Genomic DNA, 20,340 nt, shown 5'->3' with positions numbered 1-20,340 from the left:
GTTATCACATCTTTACGCTCTGGCTGGAATTACAGAGGATGTACCACTAAAATTTTCCTCGAAATACAGAGGATTTAGTAATAAACTTCGCGCGACGATCTGGATCACACTAATTTTCTGAGATCGTTAAGCCGAAGCATCCAAATAATGAAAAAAAGCGCTGCCATAGACGCTTAAGGAAACAGCAACATGGCCTTGAAAGATGCAATGCCTTCAGTACTACTTGAAAATGTAGTCAGTTTAATTCACGCTAAAGTCCCTAATTCACAAGCCAAGCAAGTTGAACAGTTCGCGACCTGCCTTTATGCCCACATGTCGAAAGACGACCTCAATGCGCGTAACGACAGCGACCTGTATGGTGCGGTTCTCAGTTTATGGAATGCACTAAACAAAACCCCGAAAGGGGAGACTCACCTCAGAGTATTCAATCCAAGTCAGTCAAAGCACGGCTGGCAATCAACTCATTCGATCATTGAAGTTATCCAACCTGACATGCCATTCCTGGTAGATTCAGTTGGTATGGCATTGAATCGTATGGGTATTACGGCTCATATGATGTTACACACTCCGCTGGCGATTGAGCGTTCAGCCCAGGACGTAACCAAAGTCACTTACCTGAATCAAAGCCCTGACAGCACTGAACACGTTGCCGTTTTCCTGATTGAAATCGACCGTCAAAGCAGCAGTGTGGATATCAAAGCCCTTGAGCGCGAAATCCAATCTGTGCTGGGTGATGTGGCTGCATCAGTCAACGACTGGAGCGCGATGTCAGCTAAGTTGAGTGAGACCATTAAAGAGTTACCTAAGCGTCCATTCCCCGGTGAGAAGCAAGAGTTAGAAGAAGCAATTAACTTCTTAACTTATCTTAATAATCATCACTTTACCTTACTGGGTTACCGTCAATACGATTTAAAACGCGTTGAAGGCGACGTCGAACTAGTGCCAAATATGGCCTCTAGTTTAGGCTTAATGAATAAGCACCATAAGACTCAGCCAGAGCAAGGTTTGTTATTATCAAGCTTCTCTGACAGTGCCCGTAAAGAAGCCTTAGACCACAGTTTACTGATCCTGACCAAGAGCAGCGCCAAGAGCCGCGTGCACCGTCCTGCCTATGTGGACTATATCGGTATCAAACGCTTTGACAAGAAAGGCAATGTGGTCGGTGAAGATAGATTCATCGGTTTGTACGCTTCAAATGTGTATAACCGCAGCCCACGTGAGATCCCTCTGCTGAACGAAAAAGTCCAGCGCGTATTAGACCGTTCAGGTTTAACCCCACGTTCTCACGACTATAAAGCCCTGTTGAACATTCTCGAAAACCTGCCGCGCGATGAGCTAATCCAAGCCAATGTGGATGATTTAGCACACACGGCGCACGGTGTGCTCGAGATGCAAGACAGGGACAAACTGAAACTCTTTGTTCGCAAAGATGGTTTCGGTCGTTTCTTATCCTGTTTAGTGTACGTTTCAAAAGATCGTTACAACACTAAACTTCGCCAAGATACCCAACGTATTCTGGCTCAGCATTTCAACAGCAAAGAAGATGTAGAGTTTACGACGTATTTCTCCGAGTCAACCCTGGCCCGTACTCACTACATAGTCAAAGTTGATAACAATAATATGGATGTAGATGTGGCTGCCATTGAAAACAATTTAATTGAAGCGGCACGCTCGTGGGAAGATAAGTTAAACACCGCGCTAAACACTGCCTTAGGTGAAGAAGCCGGTACTCATCTGATGAAGCGTTACGCTAACGCCTTCGAACAAAGCTATAAAGAAGACGTATTACCAAGCTCTGCCGTTGTGGATATGCAACAACTTGAAGCGCTGGATGACGAACACAAGTTAGGCATGTTGTTCTATCAACCGCAGGAAGCGGCGTTGAACGACAACAAAGTGCGTTTAAAACTGTTCCATAAAGATGAGCCAATCCATCTTTCTGACGTACTGCCGATGCTGGAAAACTTTGGTCTGCGCGTGATCAACGAGCGTCCCTATGAAGTGACGACTTCAGACGGTTCTACCTTCTGGATCTTAGACTTCTTAATGACGGTTAAAGTCACTAATACTGACAATATCGCCGACAGCCAAGACAGATTCCAAACTGCACTCTCTCAAGTGTGGCAAAAGAAATTAGAAGATGACGGTTTTAACCGCATCATTCTGGCGTCAGGTTTAACTGGTCGTGAAGTGTCAGTACTGCGTGCTTACGCTAAGTACATGCGTCAAATCGATGCAACATTCAGCCAAGCTTACATCGAAGAAACCTTCGGCCGTTACCCACAAATCGCTGATTTGTTGGTGAAAATGTTTATCCGTAAGTTCAATCCAAAACTGAAGACCCGTACTCTGGGCAAGTTTATGGAGCAGATCAACCTACGTTTAGACGAAGTATCGAGCCTAGATGATGACCGTATTATCCGTCGTTACCTCGATCTGATTAATGCAACGCTGCGTACTAACTTCTACCAATTGGATGCCAAAGGCGAATCTAAGAGTTATATCTCGTTTAAGTTCATGCCTTCGTTAATTCCAGAAATGCCGCGTCCGCTGCCGAAATTCGAAATTTTCGTTTATTCGCCACGGGTTGAAGGTGTGCATTTACGCTACGGTAAAGTGGCTCGTGGTGGTCTGCGTTGGTCTGACCGTCGTGAAGACTTCCGTACCGAAGTGCTTGGCTTAGTAAAAGCACAACAAGTGAAGAACACTGTAATCGTACCTGTGGGCGCGAAAGGTGGTTTCGTTTGTAAACAACTGCCTACTGAAGGTGGCCGCGAAGCCTTCTTCACCGAAGGTCAAGAATGTTACCGCATCTTTATCCGTGCGCTGCTCGATATCACAGATAACATCGTTAACGGCGAAATCGTTCACCCGGTAGATGTGGTCCGTCACGATGAAGATGACCCATATTTAGTGGTCGCGGCAGACAAAGGTACTGCAACCTTCTCGGATATCGCTAACGCCATTTCGCAGGAATACAACTTCTGGTTAGGCGATGCGTTCGCGTCGGGCGGTAGTAACGGTTACGACCATAAGAAAATGGGTATCACGGCCAGAGGTGGTTGGGAATCGGTTAAGCGTCACTTCCGCGAAGTGGGTATCGATTGTCAAACCACAGACTTTACCTGTTTAGGTATTGGTGACATGGCGGGTGACGTATTCGGTAACGGTATGTTGTTGTCTAAGCACACAAAACTTGTGGCTGCGTTCAACCACATGCATATCTTTGTCGACCCGAATCCAGACACCGCTGCCAGCTATGAAGAACGTGCCCGTTTATTCGCGCTGCCACGTTCAACCTGGGAAGACTACAACAGCAAGCTGATTTCTAAAGGCGGCGGTATCTTCCTGCGTTCGTCTAAGTCCATTCCATTGTCTGCTGAAATGAAGCAAATGCTGGAAACGGAAAAGACCTCGATGACCCCGACTGAGCTGATGAAAGAACTGCTGAAAATGCCAGTGGATCTGATTTGGAACGGTGGTATCGGTACTTATGTTAAGTCATCACGCGAGACCCATGCAGAAGTAGGCGACCGCGCTAACGATGCACTGCGTGTCAATGGCCGCGAGCTGCGCGCCAAGATCGTGGGCGAGGGTGGTAACTTAGGTTGTACTCAGTTAGGTCGTATCGAATACGCGGCTAACGGCGGTCGTATCAACACTGACTTCGTGGATAACGTGGGTGGTGTGGACTGTTCTGACAACGAAGTTAACATCAAAATTCTGTTAAACGCGTTAGTGGCGGAGGGTGAACTGACACTCAAGCAACGTAACCGTTTACTGGAAGAGATGACTGAAGAAGTCGGCCAAATTGTACTGCAGGATTGTAAAGATCAAACCCGTACGATTTCGGTCACCCAAGTCCGCGGTGCTGAGCAGTTAAAAGAGCAAATTCGCTTTATCCAGTATCTGGAAAAAGAAGGCAAGTTAGACCGCGCCTTAGAATTCTTACCATCGGAAGAAGAGCTGGCAGAACGTTTAGCCAATGGCCGCGCCTTAACGCGTCCTGAGCTATCGGTACTGGTGGCGTACGCTAAGATGGTACTGAAAGAGCAGTTACTGACTCAAGAAATCACCGAAGACACACTGTTGAGCCAACTGTTGATTGCTTACTTCCCGAAACAACTTCAGGAACTGTACAGCCACAGAATGGTAACGCACCCACTGCGCGGTGAAATCATTGCCACGTCACTGGCCAACGAATTGGTCAACGACATGGGTCTGAACTTTGTTCAACGTATGCAAGATGAGACTGGTGCCTCAGTTGCAGACGCGGCAATTTGTTACACTATGGCTCGCGAAGTGTTTGGTTTAGCTGAATTAACTAAAGCGATCACTGACTTAAACGGTATTGTTCCTGCTGTGGTTCAGGGCGAAATGCTGCATCAATTACGTCGCAACATGCGCCGTGCATGCCGCTGGTTCCTGCGTCACCGCAACCGTACTTGGAGCATCGAGCAAACTGTAGCCTTCTTCAAACCCGTATTTGAACAAATCAAAGCGAATGTTCATTCCTACTTGGTAGAAGAAGAAGCGGCGGGTATCCAAGCTGAGATCAACGCTCTTATCAAAGAGAATGTGCCTCAGGAAGTGGCGACCGTCGTGGCTAACATGAGCACACTGTTCTCGGCGCTGGATATTGCACAAATTGCCCAAGCCGAAGAGAAAACTGTTGAGCTCGTTGCCGAGACATATTTCAAACTCGGTGCCCGCGTTGAGTTGCACTGGTTCCTAGAGCAGATCAGTGCACAACCCGTGGCAAACCATTGGCAAGCACTGGCTCGTGCCGCCTTTAGGGAAGAGTTGGATTGGCAACAACGTGCGTTGACGTCAGTGGTCTTAAGAACATGCAGTGCAACCTGTGACGCCCAGAGCGTTATTTCTCAGTGGATTGATACCAATCAAGCCCTACTGGAAAGATGGTTCCATATGCTCGCTGACTTCAAAACGTCGCAAAGCCATGAGTTTGCTAAGTTCTCTGTCGCCCTGCGTGAACTGAACCTTCTGATCCTTCATTGCGAAGGCCATAAGTAAACTTTTATAACAATCAGAAGCCCTGGCGATCGCCGGGGCTTTTTTTAGGTCGAGGAAAATACATGTTTTATAAAATCGCACAGAAAGTCATGTTTCAGATGGATCCTGAGCGAGCGCATAATCTAGCCATAGGCAGCCTGAAAATGACAGGCAACAGCCCATTGAATGCGTTTTATGCCCAGAATATTGCGCCAGCGCCCGTCAGCTTTATGGGACTGACTTTTCCAAACCCTGTCGGTCTTGCCGCGGGTATGGATAAAGATGGCGAATCGATCGATGCCTTTCATGCGATGGGATTTGGTCATGTAGAAGTGGGTACAGTGACCCCAAGACCACAACCCGGTAATGATTTACCCCGTTTATTTAGATTAAAACCCGCAAAGGCGATCATCAATCGCATGGGCTTTAATAACAAAGGTGTCGATAATCTGGTCAAAAATTTGATCGCAAAGAAAACCGATATCATGGTTGGGGTCAATATTGGTAAAAATAAAGACACTCCAGTAGAGCAGGGAAAAGACGATTATTTGATCTGCATGGATAAAGTTTATCCCTATGCAGCCTATATTGCGGTGAATATTTCATCACCGAATACCCCCGGATTACGATCGCTGCAATATGGCGATCTATTAGATGAATTATTAAGCGCATTAAAAACCAAGCAACTTGAGTTGGCCGAGAAACATAAAAAATATGTGCCAATTGCCCTTAAAATTGCGCCCGATTTAACCACGGAAGAAATCGAAAATATTGCGCAATCCTTGATTAAAAACAAGTTTGATGGCGCGATTGCGACAAACACAACGTTAACCCGTGACGGTGTAAGCGGCCTTGCGAATGCCAATGAAAGTGGTGGGTTAAGTGGTAAGCCATTGACTGAGCTTTCAACTAAAGTGATCAAACAATTAGCCACTTGTTTAAATGGCCAGATCCCGATCATTGGTGTGGGCGGTATTAACAGTGCCGAAGATGCGTTAGCTAAATTTGATGCCGGCGCGACTATGGTGCAGATTTACTCAGGTTTTATTTACCAGGGTCCAAAGTTAATTAAAGAAATTGTAGAAGCTTATCGCTTAAAATAATGATCTTTAGATCAAGATAGGATCTAAAATAAGATCTTTAATAATAACTGCGATCTAAAACGATCATTAGATCGCAGTTAAGATCTTAAAACAGATCCACTAAGTAATTGTTAACTAATCTGTATTTTATTATTTTTATTTTGATATTGAATAAAATATCTACTATGATGTGCGAGTGTTCAAATAGTAGGTAAACGTTATGTTATTATTGCCACAAAAGGATTGGCACTGGAAATATAACGATTCGTATGGTGTATTAGGCGTTTCGTTAGGTGCCGAGATAGAGTTTCTGACGGCTTATAAAGCAAAATCATTAATTCCTGATGCCTTATCAAGCATGGAATTTAATATTGCGCACGCCAAATTCTATATGAGCTTGCTCGACAAGTTGCCAAAAACCTTATCCCTTACCGATGCTGCGATAGTGCAAATAGCCCTAAATGCGACAGCCGCGCATTTTATGCTGACACCGCAAATGCCAAAATCATGGTTTTTTGATTGCAGTGATGTGTGCGTATTTAGCGATGTAGGCAAAGTCTTTGAGCTTAAATGCCAAAAACAACGGGCATTAGTCTTAGTCATCGAAAATACCCTACAATCCGCGTTAGTGATGTTATTATCGCCAGAATGTGTGTTATCCGGCGCGAAAACTATGACGCAATTTGAAACCATTAAGGTAATGCACAATCGCTTACACCCACTAAGGGTACAGCGCCATGTTGTCGCGGCATAAATGACGGTCTAGCCAAGTCTTGGTCGTCATTATTTATTTCGAGCTATTGCCAACATAGCATGGTATTTTTCATTATTTCCGCACGGTTTTCCGCTTATCTGACACTATTCATTTACCCTATAAATAGACATGATTTACTGAAAGGTCAATTTAGAATATCGACAGCGTTATACTTCCTCGTTAATCCAAATCGTAGGCTTTAGTAATACTTGTCGTCCCGACATTTTGAACTCAAGATATGTGGGTAAACATAGATAAGAGCGCTCTCGGATTACTTTCCATTTATCTTAGAAATGTGTTAATAAACTATTGGGTTGAGGATAGACAATAAGTTTAGGAACAGGTGATTCATTCGATTGGTAAACCTTAAGATAAGTCGACCAGTTGAATATATCTTCAAATTTCTTTGTCGATACTTTAGTGAATAATGGGCTTTGTTTGCCTATATCGCTAAGGAAACAAAGCCCTGTCAATTTCAGTTACTATTTAATGCACTATTTTAATGTGCTATTGCTCGGTGAAGGAGCGGCCATAGTAGCTGTCGAGCAGTAGCTGTTTTAGCTCACTGATTAAAGGATAACGAGGATTGGCGCCAGTACATTGATCATCGAAGGCATCCTCGGCGAGCTCGTCTAGTTTGGCGAGGAAGTCGGCTTCGTTAACTCCCGCTTCTTGGATAGATGCTGGAATGCCCAGCGTCTTCTTGAGTTGCTCGATTTTTTCCAGCAATTTCTCGACTTTTTCCGCATCTGAGTTTCCACCTAAGGCTAAATGATCGGCAATGGCCGCGTAGCGACAGAGGGCTTTGGGTCTGTCGTATTGGCTGAATGCGGCTTGCTTAGTGGGTAAGTCGGTCGCATTAAAGCGGATCACGTTACTAATGAGTAGCGCATTGGCCAGTCCATGGGCTAAGTGGAACTCGGCGCCCAGTTTATGGGCCATAGAGTGACAGATCCCAAGGAAGGCGTTGGCAAAGGCAATACCTGCAATGGTGGCGCCATTGTGCACCTTTTCACGGGCAATAGGGGATGCGGCGCCAAGCTGATAAGCATCGGGTAAATATTTGCACAGTAGGTCAAGTGCTTGCAGGGCTTGACCATCGCTGTACTCATTCGCCATTACGCTGACATAGGCTTCGAGTGCGTGGGTGATCGCATCAATTCCGCCGAAAGCGGTTAAGGATTTCGGCATATCCATCACCAGATTCGGGTCAACAATCGCCATGTTTGGGGTGAGTTGATAGTCGGCGATGGGGTATTTTTTACCTGTTTGTTCATCGGTTACTACGGCAAAAGGTGTGACCTCTGAGCCTGTGCCGGATGTGGTGGGGATCGCCACCATAGTGGCTTTGACGCCCATTTTAGGGAACTTATAGATACGTTTACGGATATCCATAAAACGCAGGGCTAAATCGGCAAAGTCGACATCGGGATGCTCGTACATCACCCAAATAATCTTGGCCGCATCCATGGGCGAGCCACCGCCTAAGGCAATAATCACATCGGGTTTAAAGCTATTGGCGACTTTAGCACCTTGGCGCACGGTGGCTAGAGTGGGATCGGCTTCTACCTCGTAAAAGACTTCGGTTTCAAGGCCCTGGGCTTTTAAAATCTTTAAGGTTTCGTCGCAATAACCTTGGTTAAACAGGAATCTGTCGGTCACCACGAGGGCACGTTTTTTATCGCTCAATTCTTCAAGGGCGATGGGTAAACTGCCGCGGCGGAAGTAGATAGACGAAGGAAGCTTGTGCCACAGCATATTTTCAGCCCTCTTAGCGACGGTTTTCTTATTGATTAAATGGCTTGGGCCGACGTTTTCAGAAATCGAGTTTCCGCCCCAAGAGCCACAACCTAAGGTGAGCGAAGGAGCGAGTTTAAAGTTGTACAGATCGCCAATTCCGCCTTGTGATGCAGGAGTGTTTATAAGAATTCGCGCGGTTTTCATTCTAAAACCAAAGGTTTTCACCCGCTCGGTTTGGGTGTCTTGGTCGGTATATAAGCCGGATGTGTGGCCAATGCCGCCTAAGGCAACTAAGGCTTCGGCTTTATCGACGGCGTCATTGAAATCGGCGGCGCGGTACATGCCAAGTAATGGTGAGAGTTTTTCGTGGGCAAAGGCCTCTGCCTCAGTGATGTCGGTGACTTCACCAATCAATACCTTGGTGGTGTGGGGAACATCAATGCCCGCCATTTGCGCAATGGTTGCGGCGCTTTGGCCGACGATATCGGCATTTAAACCGCCATTTTTAAGGATGACTTGTTGCATTGCAGCGGTTTGCGCCGCATTTAATAGATAACCACCGTGGGTGGCAAAGCGCTCTTTAACTTGTTCGTAGATACTATCGACGACAATCACCGCTTGCTCCGAGGCACAGACAACGCCGTTATCGAAGGTTTTAGACATCAGAATCGAGCTGACCGCGCGTTTTATATCGGCGGTTTCATCAATCACAATCGGCGTGTTACCCGCACCGACACCAATGGCGGGTTTGCCGGAGGAGTAGGCGGCTTTCACCATACCAGGGCCACCTGTGGCGAGGATAAGGTTCACTTTAGGGTGGGTCATCAATTGATTGGAAAGTGCCACACTTGGCTCATCAATCCAACCGATAATGTCCTTGGGCGCACCGGCGGCAATGGCGGCATCTAGCACCAGTTTGGCCGCTGTGGTGGTCGAGACTTTTGCCCTTGGGTGAGGGGAGAAAATAATCGCATTGCGGGTTTTAAGGCTGATCAACGCTTTGAAGATGGCGGTGGAGGTGGGATTTGTGGTGGGAACAATCCCACAGATAATGCCCACAGGTTCGGCGATTGTGATAGTGCCGAAGGTGGGGTCCTCAGATAAAATCCCGCAGGTCTTTTCATCTTTGTACTTGTTATAAATGTACTCGGAGGCAAAGTGGTTTTTAATCACTTTGTCTTCAATCACCCCCATTCGGGTTTCGGCGGCGGCCATTTTCGCAAGCGATATACGTGCATCGGCGGCGGCCAGTGCGGCGGCACGGAAAATCGCATCGACCTGGGCTTGGCTAAAACTGGCATATTCGGCTTGCGCTTTGGCGACGCGCTCGACCATGAGATCCAGTTCTTGTGCATTAGTTACTGTCATGATTAAGACTCCTAAAAAGATTTAGGGAATGCGCGATTCGCTAAATCTTCTTTATGGTGAAAAATTACACCTAAAGCCTAAGTGAAAGTGTGATCGTTCAATCAGTTTGGCGCTTTTATGTAATAAAAATACAGTAACAATGATCTGTTTTAGCCTCTTTGACCTAAAATGAGTCGAGTATCTAAAGCAGCTATTACTCAAACTTGTGATTTAACCTCAAAAATCTCATTTTTCAGTCATCTGTGGTTAAGCTACTATACTTGCCCTTACGGTTAGTTTGATGAAATTGGCGTGATACGCTCAATAAGGACTGCAACTTGGAGTTAACACTTTACGTTAAATTTTTTCTTGGCCTCGTTGCCATTATCAACCCCATTGGTTTACTGCCAGTGTTTGTGAGCCTAACCAGCCATCAAACTGAAGCCGAGCGCAACCATACGGGTAAAGTGGCTAACTTTGCGGTGGTGGTGATCCTGCTGGTGACCATAGTGGCGGGGCAACATATTTTGAATATGTTTAGCATTTCACTTTCGGCCTTTAGGATCGCTGGCGGCACCTTGATCGCGATTATTGCGATGTCGATGCTGCAGGGTAAATTGGGCGAGGTGAAACGCAACCAAGAGGAAGATCGCGAATCTTCGGCCATGGAGTCTGTTGCTGTAGTGCCGTTAGCCTTGCCGTTAATGGCAGGCCCTGGTGCGATTAGCTCGGTCATCGTGTTTGCCGCAGAGCATAATTCCTTCTCCAATTTTGTGGCGATGTTTATCACAGTGATCATTTTTGGTTTGGTGAGTTTCGCCTTGTTCAGAATGGCGTCAATCATCTACAAAATTCTTGGTAAAACAGGGATTAACGTTATTACCCGTTTGATGGGGCTATTAATGCTATCGATCGGGATTGAAGTGATTGCCGCAGGGATTAAAGGGCTGTTCCCACAATTATTTAGCTAATTGATCTTATCAGGGGAGGAGCATGTTCCTCCCTTGTTTTAGGTGTGGCATTAGTACAATTATCAACCTAGTTCTTTTGGTTTTCCTCAAGCATTATTCTCCGGCTAGAGCAGGTCTTCTACCACGCTAACGAATGCAAGCATCTGTTTTTTAGGTATTTAGCAGTTGCTAAATTAGTGCAAAATGGTCGTTATCGTGTTAATCCTATGCTATACCTTATTTGTCTTACCTTTAACCCCATCTAATAAGGATATCGCTATGAAATGGCAATGGATTGGCAACCTCAGCTTAAAGCAAAAATTACTTATGGTTGTATTGCCACCGTTATTTGCGTGTTTTCTGTATGGTGCGTTGTTTCTCATTGAAAAATATGAATATCGTCAAGAGCTCAAGCTGATTGTGCAATTGAGTGAACTCGCCGTCACCAACAGTAACTTGGTGCATGAATTACAAAAAGAGCGCGGCATGAGCGCGGGCTTTATTGGTTCTGCGGGTAAAGCCTTTGCAGGCAAAATCCCCGGTCAAAGGCAGTTGACCGACACTCAGTTGAGGCAATTCCAGGATTTCATTTCAAACAATGCGTTACCTGAAGTATTTGCGCCTAAGTTACGGGAGATAAACACCCAACTTGGCCGCCTTTCTAGCATACGTTCTCAGGTCGATAGCCTATCCATTAGTGTGGCCGATGAAGTGGCCTATTACACCGACTTAAACAAACAGCTATTAGCCATCGTCGATGAAACGGCAAAAGCGGGGGCTAACCAAGAAATTGCCATTAAGGCTGCAGCATTCAGTGCCTATCTACAAATGAAGGAGAGGGCGGGGATTGAGCGTGCTGTACTGAGTTCGACCTTCGGCCAAGCGGGGTTTAAGCCTAAGGTTTATGCCAAGTTTATTACCTTAGTCTCTGAGCAAAATACGTATCTTGAGCGCTTCTTGGCGCTGGCCACGCCCAATTTAGTGGATGGTATTCGCCAGCTGCAAAATGGTAATGAAGTTAAAGAGGTTGAGGCATTAAGACAAATAGCAATCGACCAAGATAATCAGAAAATTCAGCAACAAAACCCTGAGGATTGGTTTGCAAAATCCACTGCGCGTATTGACCGTTTGCGGGATTTTGAGCAACAAGTTTCAGCCGATCTGTTAAAAACCACCACAGACCGACTCTTTACAGCCAACGAGCATATGTTCTTCGTGCTGGTGACCTTAACTGTGGTGTTAGTCTTAGTGTTATTGCTGAGTTTGTCGGTGATCCGTTATCTACACGACAGTGTGCATCATGTCTATTCGACGGTGACCAAGGCAAGAAAACATTATGATCTTAGTGTGCGTTTAACCCAAAATAGCTCGGATGAATTTGGGGAATTAGCCATTGCATTCAACGATATGATGAATGATTTCGAGAGTGTGATCCTGCAAGTGCGTGCTAGCGCGAGCAAGTTACAGCAAGCGGTAGAGCAAATGGATGTGTGCACCCACGGAATGGAGCAAGATGTGATGGCAGGGCACTGTGAGGCTGAGCAAGTGGCCTCGGCAATGACAGAGATGAGCGCAACCGTGGCAGAAATCGCCAGTAACGCCGTTAATGCGTCGGAAGCCTCCACCGCGGCAAACCATGAGGCGAAAGCGGGTAATATCGAAGTGGGCCGCACCAGTGCCGCCATTAAGGCTTTAGCCGATGATATTGATGGCGCCTCTAAAGCCATTAATGAACTCGACCGTGAAATCCACGGTATTGTGGTGGTGCTCGATGTGATCAGCGGCATCGCCGAACAAACCAATCTACTGGCTCTCAATGCGGCAATTGAAGCAGCAAGGGCTGGTGAGATGGGACGAGGCTTTGCTGTAGTGGCCGATGAGGTGCGAAGCCTCGCGCAGCGCTCACAAACCTCGACCTCGGATATTAAGAACATGACGGATAGACTCAAATCGGGTGCCAGCATCGCCGTTAAAGCGATGGAGCGCGGGCTGATGCAGGCCAATAACAGTGTGCACGAAGCTGAGCAGGCGGGGATTGAGCTTAAACGCATCGTCGAGCAAGTGGATATTATCGACCGCATGAATGAGCAAATTGCCACTGCAACCCATGAGCAGTCCGCCGTGTCTGAGGATGTGAATCGCAACGCATTAAAAATCAGTGAAATTTACCTCAATACCCAGAGGATTTCGGATGAATTACGGGAATTGACCAAAGCACTGACCTACGATGCGGCCTTAATGTCTAAGGAAGTGAACAAGTTCCACGTCAATTAATGGTGAAAGCCGGACATAAATCCCACTTTATCAGGCGGTTTGTTTAGCAATTGCGCAACCGCCTGAAATCCTCTCTTTTTTACTTGACCACCCACAGGCTTTTGCGTACAGTACCGCTCCGTTAACGACGAAAGCTTACGAGTAAAGCTTATAAAGTTGTAACATCGTGGATGATTAACACGTGAAACTAATCACAACAATCTGGTGAGATGTCCGAGTGGCCGAAGGAGCACGCCTGGAAAGTGTGTATACGGAAACGTATCGAGGGTTCGACTCCCTCTCTCACCGCCACATTCAAGTTTAAAGACGTCCTAGGACGTCTTTTTTCTTATCTGTATTTTGTAAAAATCAATAACATACCATCCTATATTGTTTAATAACATCCTACTGTATCCGAAATTTTAGTAATGCGAGAAGTAATCTGATTCAATACTTTTGGACATCTCTCTAAGTGAGTTAACTCGCTTATTGAGATGAAGTTTGTCACCTAGAAGGATGAAGCGGCCTTAAATCGCTCCTCATCTTGTTAAATCTGCTGTAGACAGTAGCATTTTCCCAAAATTTTATCTTTTGAATTGATATTGACGACACCATTTGACGTTAAAGCTAGCATCATATTGCTCAGGATGTTGCTTTAGTTGCAGCATCATTTGGCATTTAGGGGTAAACGCTATGATGAGTCAGTATTGGGATGAGCTGTTCAATTACGTTTTTAATGATTTTGTTAAGGGGTGGGATGGTTTGGAGTTAACCTCTCATAATCCGATAATTTTTATCCAAGAAAGTGATGATTTTTCGGCTATTTATGACTGGAGATCGCAAGAGTTTGAAAACGAGTACTTTGACAGCCTTCTGTTAATGCGGCTGTTTGTAATCTCGTGGTCAAAACCCTTACAGGGCTTAGCGGCATGGTTGAAAAAAGACATAATCTATTCGGCCTCATGCTTCAAATTTTCCCAGCCGTTACTACAGCGACTGTACACTTTATTTTTAGAAGATAATATCTCGCTAAAGCGTCATATACAGAATGGTACCTTTGCTGGAAGTGATGCCAACCCTGCAGCATTGATCACTGCCGCTGAAACAGTGTTGGATCAATACCTCCGTCGATGTGAAAGGCTTAACCGCCGTTTTCGAGGTGACAAGCGTCGTTGGCAGGAGGCAGATTGGTTCTCTTCTGCAGCACTAGAAAATGATCTGGCACAAGGCAAAGCTGGGTTCAGAACTAAAAGAGACCGAAAGTTTGATTGTTACTTTGCAGAATTATTTATGGCGGCGACAGTGCTAAATGAGTACTACCCCAAAAGTCCTCTTCTCCGAGCTTTGGCAACAGTGCCATTATGTTTTCCGGCATCATATGACTACTTTGAGCCCTATTTTCAACGTTATGTGCAAGAGTTATACCTGCGTAATGCTGACCCTTGGTTTCTATTCGAGCTGATGCGTCATATTATGCCCGAAGCGTTTTTATTTCTCTGTAGTAGAACTCTCTTCAGCATGCGTGAGGGAGAAGCTTTAGTGCGTTATTTTGACGAGTTGTATCCGAGCGATGGCTTGATAGGTTGTTCACATACTAAAGCTGAATACTTGCAATGTTTTGGGAAATTGGCTTTGATAACGCCAATATAAGAAAATTTGGACACAGAGAACGATAGATGACGAACAAGGATGTTTTAAAGTGCCCAAGTAAAACGGTGAATACAGTCCATCGTCAATGGATGATCTTGAAATATCTCTCAAGGACTGCAGAACGTAAGACAACCGAAGAGCTTCGCGATTATTTGGCGTCTGAGGGCGTAAACCAGACGCAGCGCACTATTCAACGTGATCTTGCATTTTTGGCAGATATTTTCCCTCTGCAATGCGATAGAGACGGCCATCAGGTGCGCTGGTATTGGCAACGTGATAGTCGTACTGAGCTGATGGCTGGGCTCTCATTTTCAGACAGTATTTCACTGCTACTGGTACAAAGCTCGTTGACGTCGTTGCTACCTAAGTTGTTATTTAAGGAACTAGAGTCGCAATTTACGCTAGCTTCAAGTACGCTGTCGAAGTCAAAAACATTGGCTAATTGGTCGCAAAAATTTGCCAGTATTGAGCCAGACCTTTCCTGCTCGCCACCCGCTATTGATGAACAGGTGTTGGAGCGAGTACAAAATGCAGTGTTACGCGAACAACAGCTTGAAGTGAGTTATCAACCCATTCACCAGTCTGAGCCTAAATCTTATCAACTGGCTCCTTTAGCATTAGTGCTGCGAGGCCAAGCGCTGTATCTGCTCGCAACAGTTGGGAAGCATACAGATGTGCGCCGGTTTGCCATGCATCGTATGCTAGCTGCTGAGCTTTATGGCGAAGCGAACCCCAAACGAGATTTTAACCTGCAAGCCTATCTCGATACTGGTGGCATGCAATTCACCAGTGAAGGTTCTGCGGGTTTAATAACCTTTAAAGCCAAAGTGAAGGCGCAGCAAGCCGATCACCTTGAAGAACAACCGTTAAGCGACGATATGCAGCTTAGCAAAATCGATGATGAATGGTGTTTGTTAACCGCCACTGTTATTGATAGCTGGCAACTGCGCTGGTGGATTATGTCGCACGCTGCCAATGTTGAGATGCTTGAGCCTAAGTCATTAAGAGAGGGAATTAAGCGTCAGCTGTCAGAAGCCTTGGCTCACTATTCTAGCTAGTGTGTAATAAAGGAAGTTGTTATGAAACAAATAAGGATACTTGACCGTCTTGAGCTTAGCTTTCAAGGTGTGAAAACAACAGATAATGAGGAAGTCGCACTAAGACAAGGGGATATGGACGGAGCCTGCGGACCATACAGCGTATTGATGGGGTTGATTTATCAAGGTGCTGTAACTCGTGACGAAGTAACTAGTTTAGCTCGATTAGATGGGCGAACTCGAATTGGTAAGTTCATGAATTGTTTATATGAATTTAACGCGATGGTTCGAGATGGTACTGATGAGGATGATTTGGTTCGTTTAGGCAACTATTTCAAGAGCTCTCCCTATTCACAGATTAATATTGAGCCACTTAAAGCAAAAAGTACCAAGGAACTAGCGCATAGAACTGCCGATGCTATTGATGATGATAAACCTGTACTCATTTGGATCGACTGGCAGGGAGGTGGTGCGCATTGGGCTCTTGTCGTTGGTTACGAGTTCGTTGACAGTGATGACTCGGGGTCAATTATCACAAAGCTGTTGTTATTAGACCCAAGCGAGGAAACTCCAAGATTGTCACATTGGAATGGTGTGATCCATGTGACTAACGAATCAGGCAAGGTTATCAATTCCGGGCAATTCCCTAGTGACCATTGGGCTGCAAATGGCGAAGTCACATCCTGCAAAATACGTTTGGGATTAGAAATGACTAAAGAGTTATTTTAGTAAGCAGAAATTTAAGCTCTCCAGTTTATTTCAAGGAAAGGAAATTAAGTTACATGAGTATTAGTAATCAAGAGCGTCAACAATTTTTAGAGCAATTTATTCACGAATGGCCCGTTGAACGTTTAGAGTCATTGAGCCTCGAAGAGTATACCTCCGTAGATGATCAAAACACATTTGCGTATTGGATTGAGTTCGGTGTTGGTCGTTATTTAGGCTCGATCAAAGGTGGTGATGCTTCTAAATTTGGCATTTATAAACGTAAATCTGAGCCGAAAGGGATTCGAGAATTTATTGATTCTGACGATGTATATTCATGGAAGCGAAAGTATGGTTCATCGGCAGAACAGGCATTTTCTAACATCAAATCGAAAATACTGTTGGTTATTCAAGCTGCTAAGCACGCAGAACTCGAAAAAATTGAGTTACTGGATTTTGAGCAAGTTCTAAAATGGAAATTGGCGTTTATTTATCAAGATCATAATGCTCCTTTAGTTCTACCTATTTATAAGCTGAAAAAATTTAATGTGTTACTTGATGAAAGACCGTTAACTCACTCAACTGCTTACACTAAGTTGTTACAGTCACGAGGGAACAAAACACCGTTGGAATACGGTATGGAGCTATGGCGAAAGGCTGATGAACTGGAAGGAAAGATAAGTAGTGAGCAGTTTGATAATGGCGATGATTATCTCGATAGTGCTCCCATCGCTCCGTTAAACCAAATCCTCTTTGGCCCTCCAGGAACAGGCAAAACCTATTCTACCATTGAGTCCGCTGTCGCCATTGCTGAACCTGAATTTAATTGGAGTTCTAGGACAGAGTTGAAGGATAAATACAATCAACTGGTTAAAGAGAAGCGTATTCGTTTTGTCACATTTCACCAGAGCTATGGTTACGAGGATTTTGTTGAAGGGTTAAGTGCGCTGAGTGACGAAGAGAATCCAGATGTCATTCGTTACTTTGTGAAGAAAGGCATCTTTAGAGAAATCTGTGAAGATGCCCAAGCAAGTCGTTATACCATCAATAATGAAATTAATAAATCTGGCCAGGTTTGGAAGCTTTCAATTGAAAGTGCGCAAAAAAATAGTACCAAAGATTACTGCTTAGCCAACGGGATAGGGGCCATTGGCTGGGGAAATACGGGTGATCTTACTGGAGGTGAGGAAAATTCTTACCATCAATCGTTAGGGAAAAATGCGAAAAACTCCCTCTATTATTTCAGCCAACAGATGCAGGTTGGTGACCTAGTACTGTGTATTGATAGCAAGACGTCCGTTGGCGCTGTTGGTGTCGTGACGGGGGACTATCAATATGTTGAATCGGCTGTACCTACTCGTTCAGATTTTAGACATCAGAGAAATATAACTTGGTTAGCAACAGATATATCTGTCGAGTTTAAGGAGCTAAACGGCAATACCAGTTTTAACCTCTCCACTTGTTATCCACTCTCACGGCTCAGTGTTGCTGATGTCTTGGAGCACCTGAATTCATATGGTGTAGCACTAAAACAGACACAATTACAGCAACAAACTCAAAATTACGTGCTGATTATCGACGAAATTAACCGTGGCAACATTTCCAAGATTTTTGGTGAATTGATAACCTTGATAGAACCATCTAAGCGTAGCGGCCACAATCAAACTGAAGCACTACAGGTAACCTTACAATGCTCGCAAATGCCATTTTCAGTTCCTGATAACCTCTACCTTATTGGTACCATGAATACTGCAGATCGCTCGTTAGCATTGATGGATACCGCATTACGTCGCCGCTTTGATTTTAAAGAACTGATGCCACAACCATCTAAAATTGCAGGGCATCCCCTCATTAATGGTATTGATCTATCGCGTATTCTCACCACGATAAATGAACGTATTAGTGTCCTATACGATCGTGAGCACACGCTGGGTCATGGATTTTTCTTCCCCGCTTTTGAGGCCGCGAAAGATGAAGATCAAGACAGAGCTTTCGAACTACTTATTTCTGCATTCAAAAATAAAATTATTCCGTTACTGCAAGAATACTTTTTTGACGATTGGCAAAAGATTCGTTTAGTTCTTGGTGATAATCAAAAGGTGAATCAAGATTTAGCGTTCGTCATAACTAAGTCAGTTGAACTAGACAAGTTGTTTGGTTATGACACTGATTTTGATTTAGATACGAGTACAAGTTATCAGCTTCAAAGTGAAGGGAATTGTTGGAGACAGCCGGCTGCCTATATTGCTATTTACGAACCACAAAACGCAGGGACTCTTTGATGGTTAGTGATGGCAAACTAATTAGTGTCTTTGAGTTTGATTTTTTGTGTGTTGAGTTACCCAGCAATGGACAGGAACGTTTTCGCCAAATTTCGATACAAGCGTTTGAGTACATAAAACAGTTATGTTTATCAAAAGAGGCTGCGCAAGCAGCCTTTAAGCTGCGAATTCAACATCAGCGAGAAGTACTCCAGGCGCAAAATTTCGCGGGTGTTGTCATTACTCCTGATGGTACTCAAATCGAAATTTTACCCAAAATTGGTAAGCAAACAGAGTGTTATACGTCAGAACAGGGGCGTATGACCTTGCTATGGATGTTAAAACGTCTTAAAGGATTTCGACATCTACAAACCAACCAAGCTAATATCAAAACGCAGAAAATGCCCCTTATGGAGCTTTTTATAAGCCAATTTTTGACCGCCGTTAGTGTTTTGGTAAAACGTGGTTTACGAAGTGATTATCGAGGACGTCAAGACAACTTATTATTTCTAAAAGGAAAATTAAGTGTCACTCGTCAACTTCGCTATAACCTAGTTAACCGCCAACGATTTGCGGTAGATTTTGATGAGTTCTCTGTCGATAGGGCTGAAAACCGATTAATCCACAGTGCGCTAACGATAGTCGCTAAGTATTCTCGGCTAGCCAGTCACCAGCGACTAATTAAGGAGCTTCGTTTTTCTTTTGATGCTGTTCCACCTAGCCGCGACTATGTTAACGATTTTGAAAATGTTCGCTCAGATCGCAGTATGCACACTTATGAAGTGCCATTAGCCTGGGCGAAAATCATTATCGATGGACTATCGCCGCAGTCAATGCTGGGAACACAGCAAGCCTTTTCGTTGCTCTTTCCCATGGAAGCAGTGTTTGAAGCGTATGTCGCAGCTGAGCTTAAACGCCAATTGCTCCCCACCTGCAAAATGACTGCGCAAGCTCGCTCTCACTGGTTAGTTACTCATGATTCAGCAAATTGGTTTCGTTTAAAGCCAGACATCGTCATTGATACTACTGAAGCTTGTTTTGTTCTAGATACTAAGTGGAAGATTCTCGATCAGAAAGAGAATAACGTTTCTGCTAAATATGGTGTTTCGACGGCAGATCTCTATCAAATGTTCGCCTATGGGCATACTTACTTAAATGGCAGTGGAGATATGTATTTGATTTACCCAATGCAATTTGGATTCAGCAAAGCCGTGCAGTTACCACTTCTTTACCATTCATCAAGCTCAAATGGAGAGACTTTAAGATTATGGCTTGTTCCATTCGAAATTAATGAAAAACTGGGCAAGCTGCATCTACCAAGAATACATCAACAGGTGGCAACAGCATTCATAGCAAACAGTAGCTTTGATAATATACGATGAAGCTAATGGCTGCAGGTGTGCATAATCGAACTTCTTGAGATAAAATGGTGAAGGCTTACACTAGCCTTCACCTCATCAAGTTAATTAAGTTTATTTGTCAGATTTTGCTAGATAGCAAAGACGAAAGCCTGTTTTCATGCCTTTAAAGCGCATAGTTGAGGTCGTC

The 20,340-nt window shown here is 44.7% G+C and carries 11 protein-coding genes and 1 tRNA gene; 11 read left to right on the top strand and 1 reads right to left on the bottom strand.

The annotated features are described in order from the left end of the window. Nucleotides 1–189: 189 nt before the first annotated feature. The 3 genes from K0H59_RS12080 to K0H59_RS12070 all read left to right on the top strand — a co-directional run bounded on the left by K0H59_RS12080 (nucleotide 190) and on the right by K0H59_RS12070 (nucleotide 6,849). Nucleotides 190–5,034 carry an NAD-glutamate dehydrogenase gene (locus tag K0H59_RS12080; protein WP_088211623.1) on the top strand — a complete coding sequence of 1,615 codons (4,845 nt, stop codon included), beginning with the start codon at nucleotides 190–192 and terminating at the stop codon, nucleotides 5,032–5,034. Nucleotides 5,035–5,096: 62 nt separating this feature from the next. Beyond that, a complete protein-coding gene (gene pyrD, locus K0H59_RS12075; RefSeq protein ID WP_011622457.1) occupies nucleotides 5,097–6,116 on the top strand; it encodes a quinone-dependent dihydroorotate dehydrogenase in 1,020 nt (339 codons plus the stop codon). 199 nt (nucleotides 6,117–6,315) lie between these two features. Beyond that, nucleotides 6,316–6,849: a cell division protein ZapC gene (locus K0H59_RS12070; RefSeq protein ID WP_011716798.1), complete on the top strand. Its 534-nt coding sequence runs from the start codon at nucleotides 6,316–6,318 to the stop codon at nucleotides 6,847–6,849. Between the two features lie 507 nt (nucleotides 6,850–7,356). Here K0H59_RS12070 and adhE read toward each other — a convergent pair. Further along, nucleotides 7,357–9,957, bottom strand: coding sequence for a bifunctional acetaldehyde-CoA/alcohol dehydrogenase (adhE, locus tag K0H59_RS12065; protein WP_220053268.1), 2,601 nt, complete (start codon nucleotides 9,955–9,957; stop codon nucleotides 7,357–7,359). Nucleotides 9,958–10,274: 317 nt separating this feature from the next. Between adhE and K0H59_RS12060 the strand changes: the two genes are divergently transcribed. From K0H59_RS12060 to K0H59_RS12025, 8 genes are all read left to right on the top strand, one after another. Beyond that, the gene (locus K0H59_RS12060) at nucleotides 10,275–10,907 is read left to right on the top strand and encodes a YchE family NAAT transporter (RefSeq protein WP_011622460.1); all 633 of its coding nucleotides are present in this window, start codon (nucleotides 10,275–10,277) and stop codon (nucleotides 10,905–10,907) included. A 258-nt stretch (nucleotides 10,908–11,165) separates the two neighbouring features. After that, the gene (locus tag K0H59_RS12055) at nucleotides 11,166–13,160 is read left to right on the top strand and encodes a methyl-accepting chemotaxis protein (RefSeq protein WP_220053267.1); all 1,995 of its coding nucleotides are present in this window, start codon (nucleotides 11,166–11,168) and stop codon (nucleotides 13,158–13,160) included. A 203-nt stretch (nucleotides 13,161–13,363) separates the two neighbouring features. Further along, nucleotides 13,364–13,451, top strand: a tRNA-Ser gene (locus K0H59_RS12050). Nucleotides 13,452–13,832: 381 nt separating this feature from the next. Then, the gene (locus K0H59_RS12045) at nucleotides 13,833–14,789 is read left to right on the top strand and encodes a hypothetical protein (protein ID WP_220053266.1); all 957 of its coding nucleotides are present in this window, start codon (nucleotides 13,833–13,835) and stop codon (nucleotides 14,787–14,789) included. Nucleotides 14,790–14,878: 89 nt separating this feature from the next. Further along, nucleotides 14,879–15,847, top strand: a complete 969-nt coding sequence (locus K0H59_RS12040) for a YafY family protein (protein WP_258405925.1) — start codon at nucleotides 14,879–14,881, stop codon at nucleotides 15,845–15,847. A gap of 21 nt (nucleotides 15,848–15,868) precedes the next feature. Then, nucleotides 15,869–16,555 (top strand): hypothetical protein, encoded by a 687-nt coding sequence (locus tag K0H59_RS12035; RefSeq protein WP_088211629.1) that lies wholly within the window; start codon nucleotides 15,869–15,871, stop codon nucleotides 16,553–16,555. Nucleotides 16,556–16,608: 53 nt separating this feature from the next. After that, the gene (locus tag K0H59_RS21285; RefSeq protein WP_258405840.1) at nucleotides 16,609–18,813 is read left to right on the top strand and encodes an AAA family ATPase; all 2,205 of its coding nucleotides are present in this window, start codon (nucleotides 16,609–16,611) and stop codon (nucleotides 18,811–18,813) included. Continuing rightward, entirely contained in the window at nucleotides 18,813–20,174 is a 1,362-nt protein-coding gene (locus K0H59_RS12025; RefSeq protein WP_088211631.1) for an McrC family protein, read from the top strand. The genes K0H59_RS21285 and K0H59_RS12025 overlap by 1 nt, the downstream gene beginning before the upstream one ends. The last annotated feature ends 166 nt before the right edge of the window (nucleotides 20,175–20,340 follow it).

Source organism: Shewanella sp. FJAT-51649 (genome assembly GCF_019457435.1).
Taxonomy (GTDB): Bacteria; Pseudomonadota; Gammaproteobacteria; order Enterobacterales; family Shewanellaceae; genus Shewanella; species Shewanella mangrovisoli.
This window is presented reverse-complemented; position numbering and strand designations above follow the sequence as displayed.